Origin of the sequence: Ensifer aridi (assembly GCF_002078505.1) — a bacterium.
Taxonomy (GTDB): Bacteria; Pseudomonadota; Alphaproteobacteria; order Rhizobiales; family Rhizobiaceae; genus Sinorhizobium; species Sinorhizobium aridi.
In genome coordinates, this window is sequence record NZ_LUAV01000032.1 from 90,924 (window position 1) to 112,281 (window position 21,358).

Genomic DNA, 21,358 nt, shown 5'->3' on the forward strand with positions numbered 1-21,358 from the left:
GCCGCCGGGACAATGGGGTCCCGAATAAGACCGATATAGCGGAATCGCCGATATGATCAGAATTGGCTCAATCGTCATCCATTGCTACGAGTTTGAGCGCATGGTCGCGTTCTGGCAGGAGGCCTTGCATTATGTTCCGCGAGCGCCTGCGAGCGGTGGATGGATTGTCCTTTGTGATCCCGAAGGCCGTGGCCCCAATATTTCGTTTCAAGCTCGCGATCGCCGCGACTGGAGGAGAAGTTGGCTGCACTTGGACCTTTATACCGACCGGCAGCGGGAGGAGGTTCGTCGTTTGCTGACGATCGGGGCGAAACAATATCCGTGGCGCTATCCGCACACGCTGATTACGTGGTCTTACAGGATCCGGACAGCAATCTTTTCTGCGTCGTGCAAAAGCCGCATGCCAAAGGCGAGGAAGAAAAGGGTTGACTTGCTGTCGGCTCCCGCGCACCTCGCGACCTCCCGCTCACAATTGTCCGCCCCCTACTGTGGCATCGGCAAGACGGCAAGGATCGAAACGCTTGCGAGGGCATCGGCCACAGACGGCTCTTCCTTCAGGTTCAATACGTCAGGTTTGGCTCGACATCGTACCGGCCGCGCTTGCGGTGATCACCAGCGCCACGCCGAGCATCTGGCTTGGCGTCAGCGCCTGCCCCAAGACGATGAAGCCGGCGCCGGCGCCGATGGCCGGCTCGAGGCTCATCAGGATGCCGAAAGCGGACGCCTTCATCCAACGGAGCGCGACAAATTCCAGGGCATAGGGTAGCAGCGGCACGAGGAGAGCGAGAAGCCCGGTCATAAGGGCGAGCTCAGGCGATAGGCCCAGCGCCGCTTTGTGCAGGCCGAAAGGCGTCGCCACTAGGGCGGCAAAGAGGAGCGAGACGGAGAGCCCTTCGAGCCCGGTGAACTGTTGCCCGGCTTGTTTCATCAGAACGATATAGCTGCCCCAGCCGGCCGCCGCGCCGAGCGCGAAGAGCACGCCGAGCGTATCCCCCACCCAGGCGCTGCCGTCCCAGGAAAGGCAGAGAACACCCGCGGCAGCGACAGCGGGGCAGAGGAGGCGCCATCCGCCGCCGCCGAAAATGGTCGCGACAGTCAGGGGGCCGAGAAAATCGATGGCGACTGCAAGGCCGAGCGGGATGCGCTCGATCGCGGCGAAGAAGCAGAGCGTCATCGTCGCCATGGCGGTGCCGAGCGCCGCAGCGGCGAACCACTGCTGCTTGCCATAGCTGAGGAGGGGCGGGCGGACGAAAAGCATGAGCGCAACCGCTGCGAAGCAGAGCCGAAGCCAGGTGGTGCCGAACGGTCCCAGTTCCTGCATCACCGGCGTCGAAAGCGCGGCGCCAAATTGGACGCTCGACATGGAAAGGAGGCAAAAGACGATCGCGAGATAAACGCGTCGGCGATCGTCTGCGCTGTTGGTCGGCGCAGCCCACGCTCCGCCTGTTGGCGTCTCCATGTCCGTCATGTTCGAAACCTTCCCTTTCCTCTTGATCAGGAATAGCAAAGCGGTAGCATTAAGGAATGCTGATAATTCTGATGCAGATATAAGGGATACTTATGCGCGATCTGGAGATCGGATTGCTGCGCGCCCTGGTCGCGACGGCGGAATGCGGCAGCGTCAGCGCCGCCGCCGGCCGCCTGGCAAGGACCCAGGCGGCCGTCAGCATGCAATTGCGTCGCCTGGAGGATGATCTCGGGGTGAAGCTGTTGAAGCGCGGACCGCGCGGCATGGATCTGACCGAGGCCGGCCATGTCCTTCTTCCCTATGCCCAGAAGATATTGGGGCTGAGCGCGAGCGCCAGGCGGGCGCTGTCCGATAGCGGCCCCCACGGCCCCGTCCGCTTCGGCATGACCGAGGACATCGCCGTCGGTTCGCTGCCGAAAGCGCTGCAGCGTTTCGCCGCCGCCTGTCCGGATGTAGCGCTCGACCTGACCGTCGCCGAAAGCGTGGCGCTTTCGCAGAAGCTTTCACTCGGGCTCATCGATGTCGCCATCGGCGACCCGGCGGAGATCAGCGCCGTGCCGGTCTTGACCTGGCGCATGCCTTTGAAGTGGGTGGCCGCGCGCGGCTTCGTCGTACCGGATCAGGAGCCGTTGCCGCTGATCACCTTCGACGGGATCTGCACCTGGGACCGCAAGATGACCGGTGCCCTCAACGAGATCGCGAGACCCTGGCGCACAGTGTTGACCAGCGCCAGCCTTTCGTCGATTCAGTCCGCCATCGAAGCCGGTCTCGGCGTTGCCGTGCTGCTCGACGTCAGTATCCGGCACGACACGATGAAAGTCCTCGGCACGGCTGACGGAATGCCGCCCGCTCCGCTCGTGGAATTCGGCCTCTTCGTCGGTGAGGGCAAGGAGCTCTCCTCCGGAGCGATCGGAACTCTGTGGGAATTCGTCTCCGACGAGCTTCAGGTTTCTCCTGATCGGCGGGTGCCGGCGGTCTGAAGAGGAACCGGGCGGGTTTACCGCAACAGCTTGCCTTCGGTTGCGGGCAGAAGGTTTGCTGCTTGAAGTCGGCTGCACGCCGAAACTCCGACTGCAGTCACTCTCATTCCATCGCCCTGCGCCTCGACGTATAATGGCCGCGCAGCAAAGCTTCCCTTCAAGGCGTACACGTCGCCACGCTCATGCACTGGCACGGCAAGGTCTTTGTAGCGGGCAAAACGGCGTAGGAAGGCACTATCCTGTGGCGATGGACGAGACGAGCGAGCCAACCAAACGCGATTTTCTCTACCTGGTGACAGCCATGGCCGGGGTCGTGGGTGTCGGGGCCGCCTCCTGGCCATTCATCGACCAGATGCGACCTGACGCGTCGACGCTTGCGATGGCCTCGATCGAGGTTGACCTATCCTCGCTCGTCGAAGGTATGTCGCTGACCGTCAAGTGGCGGGGCCGGCCGGTCTTCGTTCGCAACCGCACCCAGCAGGAGATCGAGGCGGCAAAGGCGACAGCGCTCGACGATCTCAAGGATCCGCTGGCGCGGAACGCCAATCTTGCCGCCGACCAAGCCGCAACCGATCTTGCACGCTCTGCGGGGGAAGGGAAGGAGAACTGGATCGTCATGATCGGAGTCTGCACGCACCTGGGCTGTGTGCCGCTCGGACAGGCGGGCGACTTCGGCGGCTGGTTCTGCCCTTGCCACGGATCGCATTACGATACAGCCGGTCGCGTCCGCAAAGGACCTGCACCGGAGAACCTCGCCATTCCTCCGTTTGAATTCATCTCCGAAACGGTCGTTCGCATCGGATGAGCCGCGCAACACTCGCGACCACACGGCACGAGGCGATTATCGAGACCGTTCCGGCGTCCGACGAGAGCCGGATGCCGGATGCGCTCAGGCATCGCCATCGCCATCAAAACGGCGTCTGCTCGTCATCGTGGTGCGGTGTCAGGCGATGTGGCTGCAACAGGATTTCTTGAACGAAGCCTTATAGCCAGCCGCTTCGATCGCGGCGATGAATGCGTCCGAGCCGATCTGAGAGTCGATCGACGCGGTTTGCGCCTCAAGATCGACGGCCACTTTGGCGTTCGGATCGACTAATTTCACGGCCTTCTCGACCGTGCTCACGCAGTGCCCGCAGGTCATGTCGGATACGTTGAGATGATGCAATGGAAGTCTCCCGTTTTCATTTGACTGCACTATGGTGGGGCTTCCAACAATGGCAAGGTCAAGAGGTCTGTAGAGATTTTTTTGCACCATGGCAGCGGCCGCGGAAGGGAGGCGGCCGAATGAAGTGAGATGGCCATGATCAACGATATGATGGGCAGCGGCATGATGTGGGGCATGGGTCTTGCGGGCATCATCGGGGCGATCGTGATCGTGCTGGTGATTGCGGCGCTTATCAGGTATCTGTTCTTCCGCTGAAGCGTTCACGCGCGTTGAATAACGCACTGTTGACGGCGCTCACTTCCGGTGAGCCACATCGTGGCTTGTATTCGCAAAGATTCGGCGCGATTCTATCTCGTCCTATGAAGAACTCGTTGATCAGAGATCTCGTCATCTTTCTCCTCGCGACCTTCGTCGCTGCGGGGATGGGCCTTTCGGTTGCCCAGGCGAGCGGCATGGCGGCCAAGATGGCGATGATGTCCGAAATGGCAACGTTGGATCATGGCGACTGCCAGGATTGCCCTGACCAGCCAGGCGACGGCGGCATGAAGGCCATGGCCTGCGGCAATGTCTGCGCCGCACCCGTAGTTGCGCCGCTGCCGGCGATCGCGTTCATACCGCCCAGGGAGACGCCGGCTACAGTCGCCGTCCGCGCTTCGCTCCTTATCGGCATAGCGTTGCCGCCCGAGCCCTATCCGCCACGAACCTCCGACATCGGCTGATGTCCGGCGGTCGCGATCCAGCGACCGCCGGCAAGCGAACGCGTGCGAGCCCGCGCGTTGCTTCATCCACGATGATCGGAAGGATCGAATGTGAAGAGAGAATCCCAATACCTTGTCGCACGCCGGGGCGTGCTCCAAGCCGGCGCGGGCCTTCTGTTCGCGGCTGCGCTGCCGCCGCTGCCCGCGTGGTCCGTGTCGCCGGATCATTACCGGATCGCCGCCGCGCCCGCCCGCGCACGGCTTGCCGGTCCGGATCGGCCGGAGACCGATGTATGGACCTATAATGGCACCGTGCCCGGCACTTTGGTGCGCCTCCGCCAGGGCGAGCCCACCCGTCTCCTCGTCGAGAACCGGCTGGACCAGGAGACGACGGTCCACTGGCACGGCATCAGACTTCCCAATGCGATGGACGGCGTGCCCGGCCTGACGCAGCCGCCGATCAGGCCGGGCGAGAGCTTCGTCTATGAATTCACCCCGCAAGATGCGGGGACGTTCTGGTACCACCCGCACGCAAACAGCCTGGAGCAGCTTGGCCGCGGTCTCGCGGGAGCGCTGATCGTGGAGGAACGTGAACCGATGGCCGTCGATCGCGACCTTCTCTGGTTTCTGGCCGACTGGCGGCTGACCGAGGAAGGCGGCATCGCGCCCCGCTTCGGCAACCGGATGGAAGCGGCGATGTCCGGCCGTGTCGGCAACACCGTCACGCTGAACGGCCGCGCCTCAGAAGCTGAGTACTTCCGGACCGGCGAGCGCGTCCGCCTGCGCCTCGTCAACGCGTCGCTCGCCCGGATCATGGCCCTGCGTTTCGAGGGGCACAGTCCCGTTACGGTGGCGATCGACGGCCAGCCCTGCGATCCGCACGAGCCGGCCGGCGGTCGCCTCCTGCTCGGTCCCGCCATGCGCATCGACGTCGTGCTCGACATGCAGGGCGAGCCTGGAAAGCGTTACGCCGTCATCGACGATTTCTACGACGGCCTCGCCTACCGACTGACCGAGCTCGCCTATGAGGAGCGGCCGCCGCTCCGCACCCATCCGCTCGACGCTTCGCTTGACCTGCCGCGCAACCCCTTGCCGGAGCCCGACCTTGCCACGGCCGATCGCCACGGCCTGACGCTCCAGGGCGGCATGATGAGCGCTATGATGATGCGCGGTGGTGTCATGCAGGGCGCAGGAATGATGCACGGTATGATGGGCATGGGCGGCGGTGCCGCTTGGGCCATCAACGGCATGTCGATGACGGGCGACGGCCATGCCGGCATGGAGCCGGCCCTGACGTTCCAGCGTGGCCGCAGCGTCGTCCTCAAGCTACGAAACGAAACGGCCTGGTGGCACCCGATGCATTTCCACGGTCACAGCCTCAGGGTGCTGAGCCGCAACGGCAAACCCGTCCCGCATCGCCAGTGGCAGGATACGGTGCTGGTGGCTCCGAAGGAGGTCGTCGAAGCCGCTTTCGTCGCCGACAATCCCGGCGACTGGATGCTGCACTGCCATGTCATGGACCACCAGATGGCTGGCCTGATGACCGTGCTGCGCGTCGACTGAACAGATCGAGTTACTCAAGGAGAATCGAAATGAACCGCACAATCCGCTTCGTCAGCCTAACCGCTTTCATTGCCCTCGCCGGACCGGCTGTTGCCGAGCCGCTTCAGGCGACGCTCTACAAGAACCCGCAATGTGGCTGCTGTGAGGGCTATGCCGCCTATCTCCGTGACAACGGCTTCAACGTCGAGGTGAAGCCCACCAACGACCTCGCCGAAATCAGCCGTGAGGCGGGGGTGCCGGAGGGAATGCAGGGCTGCCACACCACATTTATCGACGGCTACGTGATCGATGGCCACGTGCCTGTGAACGTCGTCCGCAAGCTCCTCACAGAGAGGCCGCCGATCGCCGGCATCACCCTGCCGGGAATGCCGATGGGGTCGCCCGGCATGTCCGGCACGAAGACGGAGAAATTCGTGATCTACACCGTCCCCAAGGATGGCAAGGCACCCTCGGTCTACGCAGAGGAATGACATCGGCAAGGAGGGCACTTCAGCCCGTGGCAGGCCCTGCGCCGTCGGACTGGATGTGGCTGCTCGTGATCGTCCTTGTCCTTCGGGCTATGGCGCTCTGCAGGAGGCCGCTCTTTCGGGGCAGCAAATGAGCAGGACCGCAATTCTCTTCTCAGGGCTCGGGATTGCTGCGGCGGTAGTGGGGCTGGCGGTGGCGTGGCTTTGGCTCGCAGCATCGACATCGATTGGCGATGACTCGGCCGCCACAATCGCAGTCGGGAAGACGCTCTATGCCGACCGCTGTGCCAGCTGCCACGGCGCGAACCTCGAAGGTCATCCGGATTGGAAAAGTCCGCTGCCTTCGGGGCGCCTGCCGGCCCCGCCGCACGATGCATCCGGCCACACCTGGCATCATCCGGACGGCGTGCTCTTCCGAATTACCAGGGAGGGACCGGCAGGAGTTGTTGGCGGCGGGTATCAAAGCGATATGCCGGGCTTCGGGAATGTGATGAGCGACGAAGAGATCCGGGCCGTGCTCACCTTCATCAAGAGCACTTGGCCGGAGCGAGAGCGGCAATATCAGGCGGAAATGAGTCGGTGGGAACGGGAAGCAAATCAGTGACGGGAGCGCGCGCCTTGGATGGTCGTCACCTCGGCCGTGCGCCCGCTTCGTACATGTCATTGACCGCGAGGATTTGTCCGAGCACGGGGTGTCGGAATCTCGTTTAGCCAGTCGTCTTCAAGACAGACTAAGCTATGGAGAACGGCAATGACCATTACGATTACCGCCTTTGAACGGTCGCCGGATCGGGGCAGGGGTCTGGCGCGTGACATGCGCGTTCGCTGGGCGCTCGAAGAAGTGGGGCAGCGTTACGAGGTTCGTCTTCTTTCGTTCAAGGCGATGAAGGAACCCGCGCATCTCGCGCTTCATCCTTTCGGGCAGATTCCGACCTATGAAGAGGGCGATCTCGCCCTCTTCGAGTCGGGGGCGATCGTGCTCCATATCGCCGAGCGCCATGCGGGTCTGCTGCCAAACGATGCGAATGCCCGGGCGCGCGCGATCGCATGGATGTTTGCCGCGCTCGACACGGTGGAGCCGCCGATCTTCGACCGCGCCCTCGCCAAGATCCTCGAGCGCGACGAGCCCTGGTACGAGCAGCGCCTGCGTTTCCTCGAGGACAGCATCCGGAAACGGCTGGGCGGCCTTTCCAATCGCCTTGGCGATGCCGACTGGCTCGATGGTGCGTTCAGCGCCGGTGACCTGCTGATGGTGACGGTGCTGCGCAGGTTGCAGGGATCCGGTATGCTGGAGGAATATCCGAACCTCTCCGCCTATGTCGCCCGCGGCGAAGCGCGGCCCGCATACGAGCGTGCTTTCGCCGCTCAGTTGGCGGTCTTCACCGCCGCATCGACCGGCTGACAAAGCGCGTTCTGGGCTCAATCGAGGAGTCCATCGTGCTCATCGTCGCGCCCAGTCCTTCTCGGTTGGATGAAGCTCTGCGCGGCAGCATTCTCCTGAGCCTGCTTGGGTTTGGATGCGCTTTCAAAATGCAAGCACCGTCTTCCGCCACCGGGAACTAACGCTTTGGCCTGTCGTCGTGGGCTAAGGGTCCGCTCGTGGCCACTACATCCCCGCCGGAAAGTGGGAATTGAAATCGATTACATTTTCTGGCTTCATGAGACCCACAAGATTTTGGGAGGATCTTATGAAGAAATTCATTGCTTTTGCACTTGGCACAGTCGCGTCCATCGCCATCTCGGCATCGGCTTATGCGGAGACCTTCAAGATCGGTCTTTCGAACGGGTGGGTCGGCAGCGAGTGGCGTACCCAGATGATCGACGAGGCGAAGGCTGCGGCGGCGAAATGGAAGGAGAAGGGCGTCGACGTCGAAGTCTCCGTCCAGAGTGCCAATGTCGACGTGCCCGGGCAGATCGCCCATATCCGCAATTTCATCGCTGAAGGCGTCAACGCCATCATCGTCAATCCGAACAGCCCGACGGCCTTCGACCCGATCTTCGCGCAGGCGAAGGAGGCCGGCATCCTGGTGATCGCGACCGATGCGGAGGTTTCGTCGCCGGACGCGATCTATGTCGGCATCGACCAGACCGCCTGGGGTGCGGCGGGGGCGAAATGGCTCGCCGAAACGCTGGGCGGCAAGGGCAAGGTCGTCGCGATCAATGGTGTCGCCGGCCACCCGGCAAACGAGATGCGCGTCGCCGGCTACAGAGGGGTCTTCAAGGAGCACCCGGATATCCAGGTCGTCAACGAGGTCAACGCCAATTGGGATCAGGCCCAGGGACAGCAGGCGATGCAGAACGTTCTCGCCACCTATCCCGATATAAACGGCGTCGTCGTGCAGGACGGCATGGCGGCCGGCGCCTGGAAATCGATCATGGATGCCGGCAAGAAGGACCAGATCGCGGCGACCGGCGAGATCCGCAAGGACTTCATCGACCTCTGGATCAAGGAGAAGCTGAATTCCGGCGCGACCGTCAATCCGCCGGGCGTCATGGCGAGCGCGCTCAACGTCGCGGTCCTGATGCTGCAGGGCAAGGAGCTGAAGGAGCCGGCCAAGGCCGGACAGTACGGCAATGCACTCTATCTGCCGATTCCGTTCATCGATAGCAAGAATGTCGAGGAGGCGGCAAAGCAGCTCGAGGGCAAGCCCGGCTATTATTCCTATACGAGCTCGCTTTCGATCGAAGAGGCGGAAGCCCTCTTCAAGTGAGAGCGGTGCGCGGTTTTCCGCCCAGATTCCGCTCTAACCTATAGGAGTCGATGCACGGGCCCGGCCGGTCAGTGCATCCCGCCGAAATGTGACGGAAGAAGTTCCATGTCGAAACTGAAGCTCAACGGCGTAAGCAAGGCTTACGGCGCGACTCTGGCGTTACGCCGCGGCGATCTCGAGGTCATGTCCGGCGAGGTCCATGTGCTCATGGGCTCGAACGGCTCGGGCAAGAGCACGCTCTGTAAGATCATCGCCGGAGCCGTGCGGCCGGATGCCGGCAAGATCCTCATCGACGATACGCCGGTGACGATCACCGGGCCGCGCTCGGCGCGAGCGCAAGGAATCGGCATCTTCTATCAGGAGCTCAGCCTCGCCGCCCATCGAACAGTCGAGGAGAATATCTCGCTGGCGGCACTGCCGGTCAAATCGGGGGTCTTCGTCGACAGGACGGCGCTCAAAGAACGCGCGGCGCGCTACATCCTTCTGTTCGAAAACGTAGCCGGCGAAGGATTTTCCGCCGACGCACTCGTCGGCAATTTGCGGCCCGACCAGCGACAGCTCGTCGAAATCATGAAGGCGCTTGCGAGCGAGGCACCGCTCCTCATTTTCGATGAGCCGACCTCGGCGCTCGACCGGGCGCAGGTGGACCGCTTTTTCGAGATCCTGCGCGACCTCAAAAGCCGTGGCCGCGGCATCATCTTCATTTCGCACCGGATGGACGAGATCAAGGCGATCGGCGATCGCGTCACGATCATCCGCGACGGCGAGACGATCGCGACGCTCAATTTGGCCGAAACCGACGCGGCGACGGTCATCCGGCTTATGGTCGGCGGAGCGGGCGACATGCCGGCTTCGCAATCCTCAGCGCCCGCGGCCGTCGACGGCAAGGACGGCGCGGCCCTCACGGTGCGCGGTCTTTCAGGTCGAGGCTTCCGCAATGTGAGCTTCGAGGTTGCCCGCGGCGAAATCCTCGGCTTCGGCGGACTGCACGGGCAGGGCCAATCGGCGCTGCTCCGGGCGATCTTCGGCGCCGGCTCCATCACCGCGGGCGAAGTGCTGATCGGCGAGAGCCGCTTCGACGCTTCGAGCCCGCGCGATGCGATCCGCCGCGGCTGCGCCTATGTCTCCGGCGATCGCGGCCGCGACGGGGTGATCAGCGGCCGGCCGATCATCGAAAACGTCACGCCGATCCACTATCTGCGCCATCGGCTGATGATCGCCCGGCCGCGCAAGCTGCGCGACAAGGTGACGCCGGCGCTTGAAAGCATGCACACCAAGTTCGCGAGCCTCTTCCACCCGATCAGTTCGCTTTCCGGCGGCAATCAGCAGAAGGTGATCATTGCCCGCTGGCTGATCGATCGGCCGGACGTGCTGCTTCTCGACGATCCGACCAAGGGCATCGACCTGTCGGCTAAGGCCGATCTATTCACACTCATCCGGCAATTGGCCGCGCAAGGCCTCGGCATCGTCCTCTATTCGTCGGAGGACGCCGAACTGCTCGGCAACGCCAACCGCATCCTCGTCTTCAACGGCGGGTCGGTTACGCGCGAACTCACGGGCGCGGATCGCACCCGCTACAATCTCTACCAAGCCGCTTACGAGGCCGCGTGATGGCAGAGACCGCAACCATCCCGAGGCCCCGGCGCGAGGGGCGCATCCGCAAGCTTCTGGAGCGCTACCCCTTCCTGCCGGCGCTCGTCATCGTCGCCGCACTGCTGGCGCTCAACGGCTTTTTCTCGCCTGCGAGCCTCAGCTACCGCGCGCTGACGGGGCTCCTCAGCACCTACATGGCGCTGATCCTGCTTTCGATCGCGCAGACTTATGTGGTCTATGCCGGCGACATCGACCTTTCGGCCGGCGCCATCCTTTCGCTCGTCAACGTCGCGATCATCGTCCTGATGGAGCGATGGGGCGGCGGTGCCGGCGCGGTCCTGCTGGCGCTCGCAATCGGCCTGCTCCTGGGGCTTGCCTGTGGATTGGTCAACGGTCTTGTCGTCGCGGCGCTCAGGCTGCAGGCGATCGTCGCTACCTTCGCGACGAGCATTTTCTTCACCGGCCTCGCGCTCTACATCCTGCCCGTTGCCGGCACGCCGGCACCGGCGATATTCTGGCGTACCTACGGCGGCAGGCTCTTCGGCGTGCCCTTCGTCTTCTATGTCCTAGCCGCCCTGATCGTACTTATCACGGTCATGAGCCGCACGCGCCTCGTCACGCAACTGCTCGCGGTCGGCGACGACCAGCAGGCGGCCTACCAGAGCGGGCTGCCGGTGATACCGGTCAGGATCAAGGGCTATGTGCTCTGTGGCCTCTTCTCCGCGCTCGCCGCCTTCTGCATCACCGGCGACACGGCGAGCGGCGACCCGCTGGTCGGCGGAAAGATGACGCTCTACAGCGTCGCCGCCGTCGTGCTCGGGGGCAGTGCGCTTTCCGGCGGCTGGGGAACCGTCGTCGGGTCGCTCCTCGGCGCATTGACGATCGGGCTCATCAACTCCGTCGTCTTCTTCATGGGCACGCCTTCCGAGTGGCAGAACTTTGTGCAGGGCCTCGCCATCCTCGTCGTCCTGATGGCCGGCGTGCTCGCCGGCAGGAGGGCTCGTCCATGAGCCAAGTGGTGAGCCGGTTTCTTTCCTTTATTCGCCAGCCGATCATCGCCGCGCTCGTTCTGATCGTGCTCCTCCTCTATCTCGGCCAGATGCTGTCGCCCGGCTTCGCGAGCGGCGGACAGATCCTGCGCCTCCTGATCGTCGCGTCGCTGCTCGGCATCATCGCGGCCGGCCAGAACGTCGTTATCCTCGGCGGGCGCGAGGGCATCGATCTTTCGGTCGGCGGCGTCGTCTCGCTCTCGGCGATCATCGCCGGCAACGTCATGAACGGCGCGGACAGCGGTATTTTGCCGGCTATCGCTGCCTGCCTTGCGGCTGGGGGGTTCTTCGGCCTGCTGAACGGCCTTGGCGTCACGCTCTTACGCATCCCGCCGCTCGTCATGACGCTCGGCATGCTCGGCGTATTGCAGGGGCTTCTGGTCGTCATCCGGATGGGCATCCCTTCCGGACAGGCGGCGCCGGCTTTGTCGCGTTTCGTGACTCAGCCGCTCGCCTTCGGCATTCCCGGCATCATCTGGCTCTGGATTGCGATCGGCGTCCTCATGGCGCTGATGCTCAACCGCACCGTCTTCGGCCACCGCATCTATGCGATCGGCTCGAACGAGCATGCCGCCTATATGGCGGGCGTTCCGGTCCGGCTCATCCGCATCGCGCTCTTCATGCTGTCGGGCATGTTCGCCGCGATCGCCGGGCTGTGCTTGCTCGGCTATTCCGGCACGTCCTTCGCTAATGTTGGCGAACAATACATGCTGCCCTCGATCATCGCGGTCGTCTTCGGCGGTACGTCGCTTGCCGGCGGCAAAGGGGGCTATACCGGGACAATGGCCGGCGCCGTGCTGCTCGTCATCCTGCAGAGCATCCTGACGACGATCAACATCGACGAGTCCGGACGCCAGATGGTTTTCGGGGCGACACTCCTCCTCCTCATGATGTTCTACGGCCGTGGCCGGGCGATGCGCGCATGAGGGACCGGCCGAAGATCAAGGATATCGCCGAGAGGGCGGGGGTTTCGGCCGCGACCGTCTCGCGTGCGCTTGCCGATTCGGCGCTGGTGACGGCGGAAACGCGTCAGCGCGTCCTCGATCTGGCGCGCGAGCTCAACTACCGGCCGAATGTCAGCGCCCGGAATCTGCGCACCCGCAAATCCATGTCGGTGCTGCTGGTGGTGCGCGACGTCGGCAACCCTTTTTACCTTGACATACTGAAGGGCGTCGAGGCGACGGCGCGGGAAGCCGGCTATTCGGTGCTGATGGGCAATACCGAAAACGACCCGGCCCGGGAGACCGAGTATTTCAATATGCTGCGCGACGGCCATGCCGACGGCATGATCCTCATGACGGGCAAGCTGCCGCCTGCGGGCGGCTGGAGCCATTTGCCGGTGGTGGTGGCCCTGGAAATGATCGAGGGCTCCGGCCTGCCGCATGTGCAGGTGGACAATGTCGCGGCCGCCCGCGGGGCAGTCGAGCATTTGATCGCGCTCGGTCATCGGCGGGTCGCCCATATCTCGGGCCCGGTTCCCGAGCCGATGAGCGTCCGCCGCCGGGAAGGCTACCGTCTGGCGATGCGCGAGGCCGGTCTCGCGGTGCCTGCGGGCTACGAGGTCCGCGGCGACTTCCTGCTCGAAAGCGGTGAGCAATGCTGCCGCTCACTCTTTGCGCTCGCCGAACCGCCGACGGCGCTCTTCGTCGCCAATGACGAAATGGCCTACGGCGCTGTTCATGAGTTGAGGCGGATGGGGCGCGATGTGCCGGGCGACGTATCGGTCGTCGGATTCGACGATCTTTATCTGAGCAAGGCCTTCTATCCGGCGCTGACGACCGTCAGCCAGCCGCGGGCCGAGATCGGCCGCACGGCTATGACGCTGCTTCTGACGATCCTGTCCGGCGGCAGCGTCCGTTGGGCCGAGCCGCTCGTGCTGCCGACCGTTCTGAACATTCGGGGCAGCACGGCGCGGCCTCGATCCTGAAACTGTGAAGGCAATCCGGCAGGGGAGGCCGGTGCCCAGGGAGGAGAGCAAATGCCTATGCTACCGAAACGGACCTTGCGCGTCGGCTTCGTCGGAACCGGCTTCATCGCGCATTTTCATTTGAAATCGCTGGTTGGCGTGCGCAACGTCGAGGTGACCGGCGTCTACAGCCGCAAGGCAGAAAACCGTGCGCGCTTCGTCAGTGAAGTCGAGGCGCTCGATCTCGGCAGTTGCCGCGCGCATGAGAGCCTCGAATCGCTCGTCTCCGCGGGCGATGTCGATGCCGTCTGGATTCTCTCGCCGAACTACACGCGGCTCGAGGTGATGCGCACCCTGCACGAGGAGATCAAGGCGGGGCGGAGCAAGGTCTTCGCCGTTGCCTGCGAAAAGCCGCTCGCGCGCACCGTCGCGGAAGCGCGCGAAATGCTGCGTCTCGCTGAGGACGCGGGCCTCAACCACGGCTATCTGGAAAACCAGGTCTTCTCGACGCCGGTGGCGCGCGGCAAGGAAATCATTTGGCGCCGCGCCGCTGCTGCTACCGGCAGGCCCTATCTCGCGCGTGCAGCGGAGGAGCATTCCGGCCCGCACGAGCCTTGGTTCTGGCAGGGCGATAAGCAGGGCGGCGGGGTACTTTCCGACATGATGTGCCACAGCGTCGAGGTGGCTCGCCATCTCCTGACCGCCCCCGGCGCGCCGCGCAATTCCCTGAAGGTGAAGTCGGTGAACGGCACCGTCGCCAACCTGAAATGGACTCGGCCCGGCTATGCCGATCAACTGCGCAAACGTTTCGGAAGCGAGGTCGACTATCGCAAGCGCCCGGCGGAGGATTTCGCCCGGGCGACGGTGACGCTCGAGGATCAGGACGGCCACGAACTGATAATCGAGGCGACGACCTCCTGGGCCTATGTCGGAGCCGGCTTACGCATCCAGCTCGAGCTTCTCGGGCCGGAATATGCGCTGGAATACAATTCGCTCGGCACGGGACTGAAGATCTTCCTGTCGCGCGCGGTGGAAGGGTCCGAAGGCGAGGATCTCGTCGAAAAGCAGAATGCCGAGCAGGGGCTGATGCCGGTGCTCGAGGACGAGGCCGGCGTTTATGGCTATACGGACGAAAACCGTCACATGGTCGAATGCTTCCGCAAGGGAATAAAGCCGCTCGAGACCTTCGAGGATGGCCTTGCCGTGGTCGAGATCCTGATGGGGCTTTACCGTTCGTCCGAGATTGGCGCGACGCTCCATTTTCCGGCGCCGGAGCTGGAGAACTACGTTCCGGTCGTGGCGCGCGTGAGGCCATAATTAGTTGACTCAGTCCACTAATGGAGCGAAGATTGCCCGACTGGGAGGACGTCGGAGATGCAGGTCGATCGGAGCGCGCTTATCGGCGAAATCAGGCGTTTCAACCGCTTCTATACGCGCACGATCGGCCTCCTCGACGAGACGCTGACGGAAAGCGCCTTTACGCTGACTGAGGCGCGCGTTCTGTTCGAGCTCGGTCATAGGGACGGCCCGGCAGCATCGGAAATCGCCGCGGAACTGCGTCTCGACCCGGCCTATCTCGCGCGCATCCTGCGCAAGTTTGCCGCCGACGGGCTGACCAAGGCGCATGCCGACGGTGCCGATCGTCGGCGCCGCATATTGTCGCTGACGAATAAGGGCAGGGCGGCGCTCGCAGAACTCCAGGCAGCAGCCGAAAGGGACATAGCGCGGCTGGTCCGCAATCTTTCCGACGAGAAGCTCCGCGAACTCGAAGGAGCGCTCGGCAAGACGATGGAATTGCTGCGTGGATCTCCCGCAGAGGGACCGGCGATATTGCTGCGTTCCCACCGTATCGGCGATATCGGCTGGGTCGTTCAGCGCCAGGCCATGCTTTATGCCGAGGAATATGGCTGGGACATCACCTATGAGGCCCTGGCGGCGGAGATCGGCGCTGCCTTCATTCGCAATTTTCGTGAGGGCCGCGACTTCTGCTGGATTGCCGAGCTTGATGGAGCGCCGGTCGGCGCAGTCTTCCTCGTTCATGAGAATGACGAGACCGCAAGGTTGCGTCTGCTCCATGTCGAGCGCGCCGCGCGCGGCCTTGGCATCGGTAAGCGGCTTGTCGACGCCTGCATCGAACAGGCGCGCGCCTCAGGATATCGGCGCGTGGTGCTTTGGACGAACGATGTCCTCGCTTCGGCGCGGGCTATCTATGAGCGCGCGGGATTCCGGCTTGTCGCCGAGGAGAGGCACCTGAGCTTCGGCAAGCATCTGGTGGGCCAGACTTGGCAACTGGCGCTCACAGGGACGGAGTGAAAATTCAACGGCGGGAGGATGAGATGACTGAAGAGAGTGGAGCGCGGCCATGCTGATCCGCGACAAAGTATTTCTGGTGACCGGCGGCGGCTCCGGACTAGGGGCGGCCGTCGCCCGGATGTTCGTCGTCGAAGGGGCCAATGTCGTCATCGCCGACATCAATGCGGAGGCGGGCTCGGGGATGGCGGGGGAGCTTGGAGCGCGTGTCCGCTTCGTCAGGACGGATGTCACGAGCGAAGCGGAAGGTGCCACGGCCGTCGACGCGGCGATCGGGAGTTTCGGCCGGCTCGACGGGCTCGTGAACTGCGCCGGCATCGCGCCCGGCGAGAAGGTGCTCGGCCGCGACGGGCCGCACCGTCTCGAAAGCTTCTCGAAGGCGATCGCCATCAATTTGATCGGCACCTTCAACATGATCCGGCTCGCAGCCGCGGCGATCGCGAGGCAAGAGGCGAATGCCGAGGGCGGGCGCGGCGTGATCGTCAACACCGCCTCGATCGCTGCCTTCGACGGACAGATCGGCCAGGCGGCCTATGCGGCATCGAAAGGCGGCGTCGTCGCAATGACGCTGCCGATCGCACGCGAGCTCGCCCGCCACGGCATTCGCGTCGTGTCGATCGCGCCCGGCATCTTCGAAACGCCGATGATGGCCGGCATGCCGCAGGAGGTGCAGGATTCGCTCGGCAAGAGCGTGCCCTTCCCGCCGCGCCTCGGCCGTCCGGCGGAATATGCTGCGCTGGTCAAGCACATCTGCGAGAACGACATGCTGAACGGCGAGATCATTCGCCTGGACGGCGCCCTGCGAATGGGCGCGCGATAGGCGCGTCCACGAGCGGGATGTGCAAGCCCGATGTCTCGATCGCTTCTGCGAGCGCACGCGGCGGGAAGTCCTCCGGGCCCAGCCACATGAGCGGCTCCGACGCCGGCTCGGTCGAGCGAGCCGCCAAGAAATTAGGGCCGTGCGGGCGCAGCCTCCGGTAGTAGCTGCAGCGTACTAAAACTCAGTCTCGGGCAAGCCATGACCTTTAAAGCTTCAATTCCGTCGATGGAGCTCCAATGGTCGACGCTGGTTCCAGCATCCGGCCGGAGCGACATGCCAGCAGCATGCTCAATGGCGTTGAAGCTGTCGCAAGCACAGTTGCACCGCCTCCTGCGGCTGGTGGCAGAACAACGCGCTGCGAAAGGCTTGCAGTAATGACCGTTTCTTCCCTGAGCCCCAATCAGATCAGGTCTCTTCCGAGCACAGCGATCGCTGCCTGGAGCGCGGACGACGTCGCGGGGTTGACTCCCGCACAGGTCAGTGCGCTCTCCTCTTCTCAGATTGCCGCCCTGAAGGCCGACGGCGTCGCTAGGCTCACGAGCACGCAGGTAAACGCGATATTGCCGAAGGCCATCATCGGCCTGACTTTGGACCAACTCGCCGCCCTGACGACAGACAGAATCGCAACCCTGGCCACGCCTCAGGTTGCCGCACTCAGCACGGCACAGATTACGGCCCTGACGACAGCCCAGGCGGACGCTCTGACGTCCTCTCAGGTTGGAAGCCTCAGCGCCTCGCAAATTGCGGCGCTTAGCACCGAAGACCTCGCGACGTTTTCAACGGCGGATATCGCAGCGATCAACCCGGCGGCCATACGGGGGCTGTCCCCGGAAAAAATTGCTGGACTCACCCTGGAGCAGATCGGCGCTCTGACACCGGCCCAGATTGCGGCTTTGAAGCCCGACCAGATCGCCGCTTTGACCCCTTCGCAGGTCGGCGTCTTGAATGCAGCGCAGATCCGCGCCTTGAGCGCGATCCAGTTTGCTGCTCTGACGACCGCCAGTATCGCCGCACTCTCCACCGAACAAGTGGACGCCCTGAACACGAAAGCGGTTCCGGGCCTGACCGCCACCCAGATCGCTGCCCTGACGCCTAGCCAAATAGACGCCTTCTCCCCCGCACAAATTGGAGCCCTGACCGCGACGCAGGTCGCGGCGCTCAGCAGCGAAGACCTCGCGACCTTCTCGGCTGCGGATATCGCGGCGGTCAACACGAAAGCGATACCGGGACTGTCCGCCGCTAGCGTAGCGGCTCTCACGCCGGAGCAGATTTCCGCCTTGACGCCGCTCCAGATCGCCGCGCTCAAGGCTAACCAGATCGGGGCTCTGACTCCGACGCAAGCAGGTGCGTTGACGACCGCGCAGATCCGCACCCTGAGCTCGATCCAGATCGGTGCCCTGACGACCGGCAGTATTGCGGCTCTCTCGGCGGAGCAGATTGCCGCCGTGAACACGAAGGCGATCGTGGGTCTGACACCAACACAGATCGCAGGCTTCAGCACGGCCCAGGCGGAGGCCTTGACCACCTCTCAGGTCGCACGCCTGAGCGCGGCGCAGGTCGCGGCGCTCAGTTCCGAAAATCTGGCAGCCTTCTCGTCCGATGATATTGCGGCGATCAGCGCGACCGCAATTTCCGGACTGTCAAGCGCGAGTGTCGCCGCACTGACGTTGGAGCAGGTTTCCGCCTTGACGGCAGTTCAGATCGCAGCGCTGAAGAGCAACCAGATCGCAGCTTTGACCCCGACGCAGATCGACGTCTTGTCGGCGGCGCAGATCCGCGCCTTGAGCGCGACGCAGCTTGCTGCTCTGCCGACCGATAGGATTGCCACACTCTCGACCGACCAGATTGCTGCCCTCAACACCAGGGCGGTCGCCGGTCTGACGCCAGCGCAGATTGCGGCCTTGACCACCACTCAGACCGAGGCTTTGACCTCCGGTCAGATTGCGAATCTCGGCTCGAAGCAGGTCGCGGCGCTAAGCGCCGCAGCCTTAGAGACCTTTTCAGCGGCCGAGATCGCGGCGATCAGCGCCACGGCAATTTCGGGGCTGGGCCCGGAAACGCTTGCCACCCTCGCCCCGGAGCAGATCGCGGCCCTGACGCCGGCTCAAATAGCAGGCCTGAAGCCGAACCAGATCGGTGCTCTTGCCCCGTTTCAGATCGGGGCCTTGACGACGGCGCAGGTCGGCGCGTTGAGCGCGGCTCAGGTTGCCGCTCTGACGACCGACCAGATTGCGGCATTTTCGACCGACCAGATCGCCGCCCTGAGCGCGAAGGCCGTCGCCGGCCTGACCCCAACCCAGGTCGCAGCTTTGACCCCCGGCCAAGTAGACGCCTTCTCCGCCGCGCAAATCGGGGCTCTGGGCCTGGCGCAGGTGGCGGCGCTTACCTCCGAGCAGCTCACGGCTTTTTCGGCTGACGAGATCGCGGCGATCGGGGCGAAGGCGATACCGGGATTGTCGAACGAAAATATTGCGGCACTCACACCAGACCAGGTCTCCGCCCTTACGTCGGGGCAGATCGCGGCACTGAAAGCCAGTCAGGTCGGGGCGCTGACGCCCGCGCAGGTCGACGCCTTGACGGCGACGCAGATCCGGGCTTTGAGCACTGCACAGGTAGCCGCTCTGACGACCGACAGCGTTGCGGCACTCTCCAGCGAACAGATCGCCGCTTTGAACACGAAGGCGGTCGCGGGTCTTACTGCCGCTCAGATCGCGGCCCTCACGGCTGTCCAGTTGGAGGCCTTGACCGCCTCTCAGGTGGCCGGCCTCGGTTCGGCACAAGTCGCGGCGCTTAGCGCCGAAGACCTGGCTAGCTTCTCGATCGATGAGATCGCAGCGCTCACCGGAACTGCAATTTCCGGACTCTCCGCCGAAATCATTGCTGCACTTAGCTTGGAGCAGGTCTCTGCCCTGAAGCCGGCCCAAATCGCCGGACTGAAAGCCAGCCAGATCGCGGCCTTGACGCCCGCTCAGGTCGCGGCGCTGACGACCACGCAGATCGGCGCCTTGACTGCTCTCCAAGTTGCCGCTCTGACGCCTGAAAGTATTGCGACACTCTCCACCGCTCAGATCGCCGCCCTCAACACGAAGACGATCCCCGGCTTGACCGCCGGCCAGGTCGCAGCCTTGAACCCCGGTCAGGTTGACACCCTCTCCAGCGCGCAAATCGGTGCGCTCACCTCGACCCAGATCGCGGCGCTTACCACCGCACATCTGGCGACGTTCTCGGCGGCTGACATCGCCGCGATCAGTGCGGCCGCAATTTCGGGGCTCTCCAACGAAAATGTTGCCGCACTCACGATCGAGCAGGTCTCCGCCCTGACGCCGGCTCAAATCACGGGCTTGAAGCCCGCTCAAATCGCTGCCCTCACCCCTTCACAGATGAATAGCTTGACGGCAACGCAGATCGGGGCCTTGACCGCGACGCAGGTTGCGAGCCTCAGCAATGAAAAAATTGCTGCACTCTCCACCGACCAGATTGCCGCTCTCGATGCGAAGGCGGTCGCGAGTCTGACCGTTGCCCAGATTGCAGCGCTCACCACCGTTCAGCTCGACGCCTTCTCCACCGCTCAGATCGGAGCACTCACCTCGGGGCAGATCGCGGCGCTTACCACCCAACACCTGGCAACTCTCTCTCCGGCCGATTTCGCGGCAATCAGCACGCCCGCGATTTCGGGACTCTCCGCCGAGAACGTTTCGGCGCTCACCTTAGAGCAGGTGTCCGCGATGACGTCCGGCCAGACCGCCGCATTGAAGGCAAGCCAGATCGAGGCGCTTAGTCCGTCGCAGGTGGGCGCCTTCACGGCAGCACAGATCCGCTCCTTGAGCGCTACCCAGGTAGCCGCGCTGACGACCGGCAGCATCGCTGCGCTATCGACCGAACAGGTTGCCGCCGTCGACACGCGGGCGGTCACGGGCCTCACTCCCGGACAGATCGCCGCCCTCGCGCCCAGCCAGATCGATGCTTTCTCCATGGCGCAGATCGGAGCGCTTACCTCCGCACAGGTCGCGGCGCTCGCCGCGGAAGACCTCGCAACCTTCTCGACAGCGGATATCGGCGCGATCAGCGCGACAGCCATAACGGGATTGTCTCCCGAAAATATCGCCGCGCTCGATCTTGAACAGACGGCGGCCTTGAAGCCGGCGCAGGTCGCAAACCTCGGCTACTATCAGCTGCGTGCCTTGAGTTCAGACCAGCTGGGCGCCTTCAGCCCGGCACAGATCGGCGCCCTCAACGCACTGCAGGTCGCAGCTTTGGGTACCGACAAGATCGCCGCACTTTCCGCCGATCAGATTGCCGCTCTCGATCCGAAGGCGGTTGCGGGCCTCACCACCACACAGATCGGTGCCTTGACCACTGCCCAAACGGAGGCCCTGACCCCGTCACAGGTCGCAAGCCTCAGTGCGGCGCAGGTCGAGGCGCTCGGAACCGAGGATCTGATAGTATTCTCGACGGGCGACATTGCGGCCATCAGGCCGGCCGCAATCTCCGGCCTTTCCAGGACAGATATTCTCAGCCTCAGGCGCGATCAGTTGCAGGCCATCACCACACCGCAGGTCGAGGCGATGGATTCAAACCAAATCGCGGCAATAATCGCGGCTTATGAGGCGTTCTGATCAGCGACGCGC

At 63.8% G+C, this 21,358-nt stretch carries 19 protein-coding genes and 1 pseudogene; 18 read left to right on the plus strand and 2 right to left on the minus strand.

Going from position 1 to position 21,358, the window contains the following annotated elements; translation table 11 throughout:
• Window positions 1-100 precede the first annotated feature (100 nt).
• Window positions 101-256 (plus strand): annotated as a pseudogene (locus tag AYK65_RS33980) (VOC family protein); the annotation flags it as partial.
• 312 nt (window positions 257-568) lie between these two features.
• Here AYK65_RS33980 and AYK65_RS22890 read toward each other — a convergent pair.
• Entirely contained in the window at window positions 569-1,468 is a 900-nt protein-coding gene (locus AYK65_RS22890) for an EamA family transporter (RefSeq protein WP_244560093.1), read from the minus strand.
• A gap of 92 nt (window positions 1,469-1,560) precedes the next feature.
• Here AYK65_RS22890 and AYK65_RS22895 point away from each other — a divergent pair, with 92 nt between their 5' ends.
• Window positions 1,561-2,448 (plus strand): LysR family transcriptional regulator, encoded by an 888-nt coding sequence (locus AYK65_RS22895; protein ID WP_081161057.1) that lies wholly within the window; start codon window positions 1,561-1,563, stop codon window positions 2,446-2,448.
• Window positions 2,449-2,695: 247 nt separating this feature from the next.
• Window positions 2,696-3,253: a ubiquinol-cytochrome c reductase iron-sulfur subunit gene (gene petA / locus AYK65_RS22900; RefSeq protein WP_139793327.1), complete on the plus strand. Its 558-nt coding sequence runs from the start codon at window positions 2,696-2,698 to the stop codon at window positions 3,251-3,253.
• 138 nt (window positions 3,254-3,391) lie between these two features.
• On the opposite strand, the gene AYK65_RS22905 is transcribed toward petA, so the two are convergent.
• Window positions 3,392-3,613 (minus strand): heavy-metal-associated domain-containing protein, encoded by a 222-nt coding sequence (locus AYK65_RS22905; protein WP_026615809.1) that lies wholly within the window; start codon window positions 3,611-3,613, stop codon window positions 3,392-3,394.
• Window positions 3,614-3,742: 129 nt separating this feature from the next.
• On the opposite strand from AYK65_RS22905, the gene AYK65_RS33550 reads away from it, so the two are divergent.
• The 15 genes from AYK65_RS33550 (at window position 3,743) to AYK65_RS22975 (ending at window position 21,346) form a co-directional block, all read left to right on the plus strand.
• Entirely contained in the window at window positions 3,743-3,868 is a 126-nt protein-coding gene (locus AYK65_RS33550) for a hypothetical protein (RefSeq protein WP_275531692.1), read from the plus strand.
• 116 nt (window positions 3,869-3,984) lie between these two features.
• The gene (locus AYK65_RS22910; protein ID WP_244560094.1) at window positions 3,985-4,332 is read left to right on the plus strand and encodes a hypothetical protein; all 348 of its coding nucleotides are present in this window, start codon (window positions 3,985-3,987) and stop codon (window positions 4,330-4,332) included.
• A 90-nt stretch (window positions 4,333-4,422) separates the two neighbouring features.
• Window positions 4,423-5,874: a multicopper oxidase family protein gene (locus tag AYK65_RS22915; RefSeq protein ID WP_081161064.1), complete on the plus strand. Its 1,452-nt coding sequence runs from the start codon at window positions 4,423-4,425 to the stop codon at window positions 5,872-5,874.
• A gap of 29 nt (window positions 5,875-5,903) precedes the next feature.
• The gene (locus AYK65_RS22920) at window positions 5,904-6,344 is read left to right on the plus strand and encodes a DUF411 domain-containing protein (protein ID WP_046117464.1); all 441 of its coding nucleotides are present in this window, start codon (window positions 5,904-5,906) and stop codon (window positions 6,342-6,344) included.
• A 127-nt stretch (window positions 6,345-6,471) separates the two neighbouring features.
• Window positions 6,472-6,945, plus strand: coding sequence for a c-type cytochrome (locus AYK65_RS22925; RefSeq protein ID WP_026615805.1), 474 nt, complete (start codon window positions 6,472-6,474; stop codon window positions 6,943-6,945).
• A gap of 147 nt (window positions 6,946-7,092) precedes the next feature.
• Window positions 7,093-7,743 (plus strand): glutathione S-transferase family protein, encoded by a 651-nt coding sequence (locus tag AYK65_RS22930; protein WP_026615804.1) that lies wholly within the window; start codon window positions 7,093-7,095, stop codon window positions 7,741-7,743.
• 286 nt (window positions 7,744-8,029) lie between these two features.
• Complete coding sequence (locus AYK65_RS22935) at window positions 8,030-9,052, plus strand: ABC transporter substrate-binding protein (RefSeq protein ID WP_026615803.1); 1,023 nt, start codon at window positions 8,030-8,032, stop codon at window positions 9,050-9,052.
• 105 nt (window positions 9,053-9,157) lie between these two features.
• Complete coding sequence (locus AYK65_RS22940) at window positions 9,158-10,663, plus strand: sugar ABC transporter ATP-binding protein (protein WP_081161067.1); 1,506 nt, start codon at window positions 9,158-9,160, stop codon at window positions 10,661-10,663.
• Window positions 10,663-11,655 carry an ABC transporter permease gene (locus tag AYK65_RS22945; RefSeq protein ID WP_046117460.1) on the plus strand — a complete coding sequence of 331 codons (993 nt, stop codon included), beginning with the start codon at window positions 10,663-10,665 and terminating at the stop codon, window positions 11,653-11,655. The genes AYK65_RS22940 and AYK65_RS22945 overlap by 1 nt, the downstream gene beginning before the upstream one ends.
• An 8-nt stretch (window positions 11,656-11,663) precedes the next feature.
• Entirely contained in the window at window positions 11,664-12,620 is a 957-nt protein-coding gene (locus AYK65_RS22950) for an ABC transporter permease (RefSeq protein WP_046117788.1), read from the plus strand.
• Window positions 12,617-13,621 (plus strand): LacI family DNA-binding transcriptional regulator, encoded by a 1,005-nt coding sequence (locus AYK65_RS22955; RefSeq protein WP_081161070.1) that lies wholly within the window; start codon window positions 12,617-12,619, stop codon window positions 13,619-13,621. Before AYK65_RS22950 ends, AYK65_RS22955 begins: the two co-directional genes overlap by 4 nt.
• 51 nt (window positions 13,622-13,672) lie before the next feature.
• Window positions 13,673-14,917 (plus strand): Gfo/Idh/MocA family protein, encoded by a 1,245-nt coding sequence (locus AYK65_RS22960; protein ID WP_081161072.1) that lies wholly within the window; start codon window positions 13,673-13,675, stop codon window positions 14,915-14,917.
• Between the two features lie 57 nt (window positions 14,918-14,974).
• Window positions 14,975-15,913: a bifunctional helix-turn-helix transcriptional regulator/GNAT family N-acetyltransferase gene (locus tag AYK65_RS22965; protein WP_081161075.1), complete on the plus strand. Its 939-nt coding sequence runs from the start codon at window positions 14,975-14,977 to the stop codon at window positions 15,911-15,913.
• A gap of 49 nt (window positions 15,914-15,962) precedes the next feature.
• Window positions 15,963-16,730 carry a 3-hydroxyacyl-CoA dehydrogenase gene (locus AYK65_RS22970; RefSeq protein ID WP_081161078.1) on the plus strand — a complete coding sequence of 256 codons (768 nt, stop codon included), beginning with the start codon at window positions 15,963-15,965 and terminating at the stop codon, window positions 16,728-16,730.
• A 374-nt stretch (window positions 16,731-17,104) separates the two neighbouring features.
• Entirely contained in the window at window positions 17,105-21,346 is a 4,242-nt protein-coding gene (locus tag AYK65_RS22975; RefSeq protein ID WP_081161080.1) for a beta strand repeat-containing protein, read from the plus strand.
• Window positions 21,347-21,358: the final 12 nt, after the last annotated feature.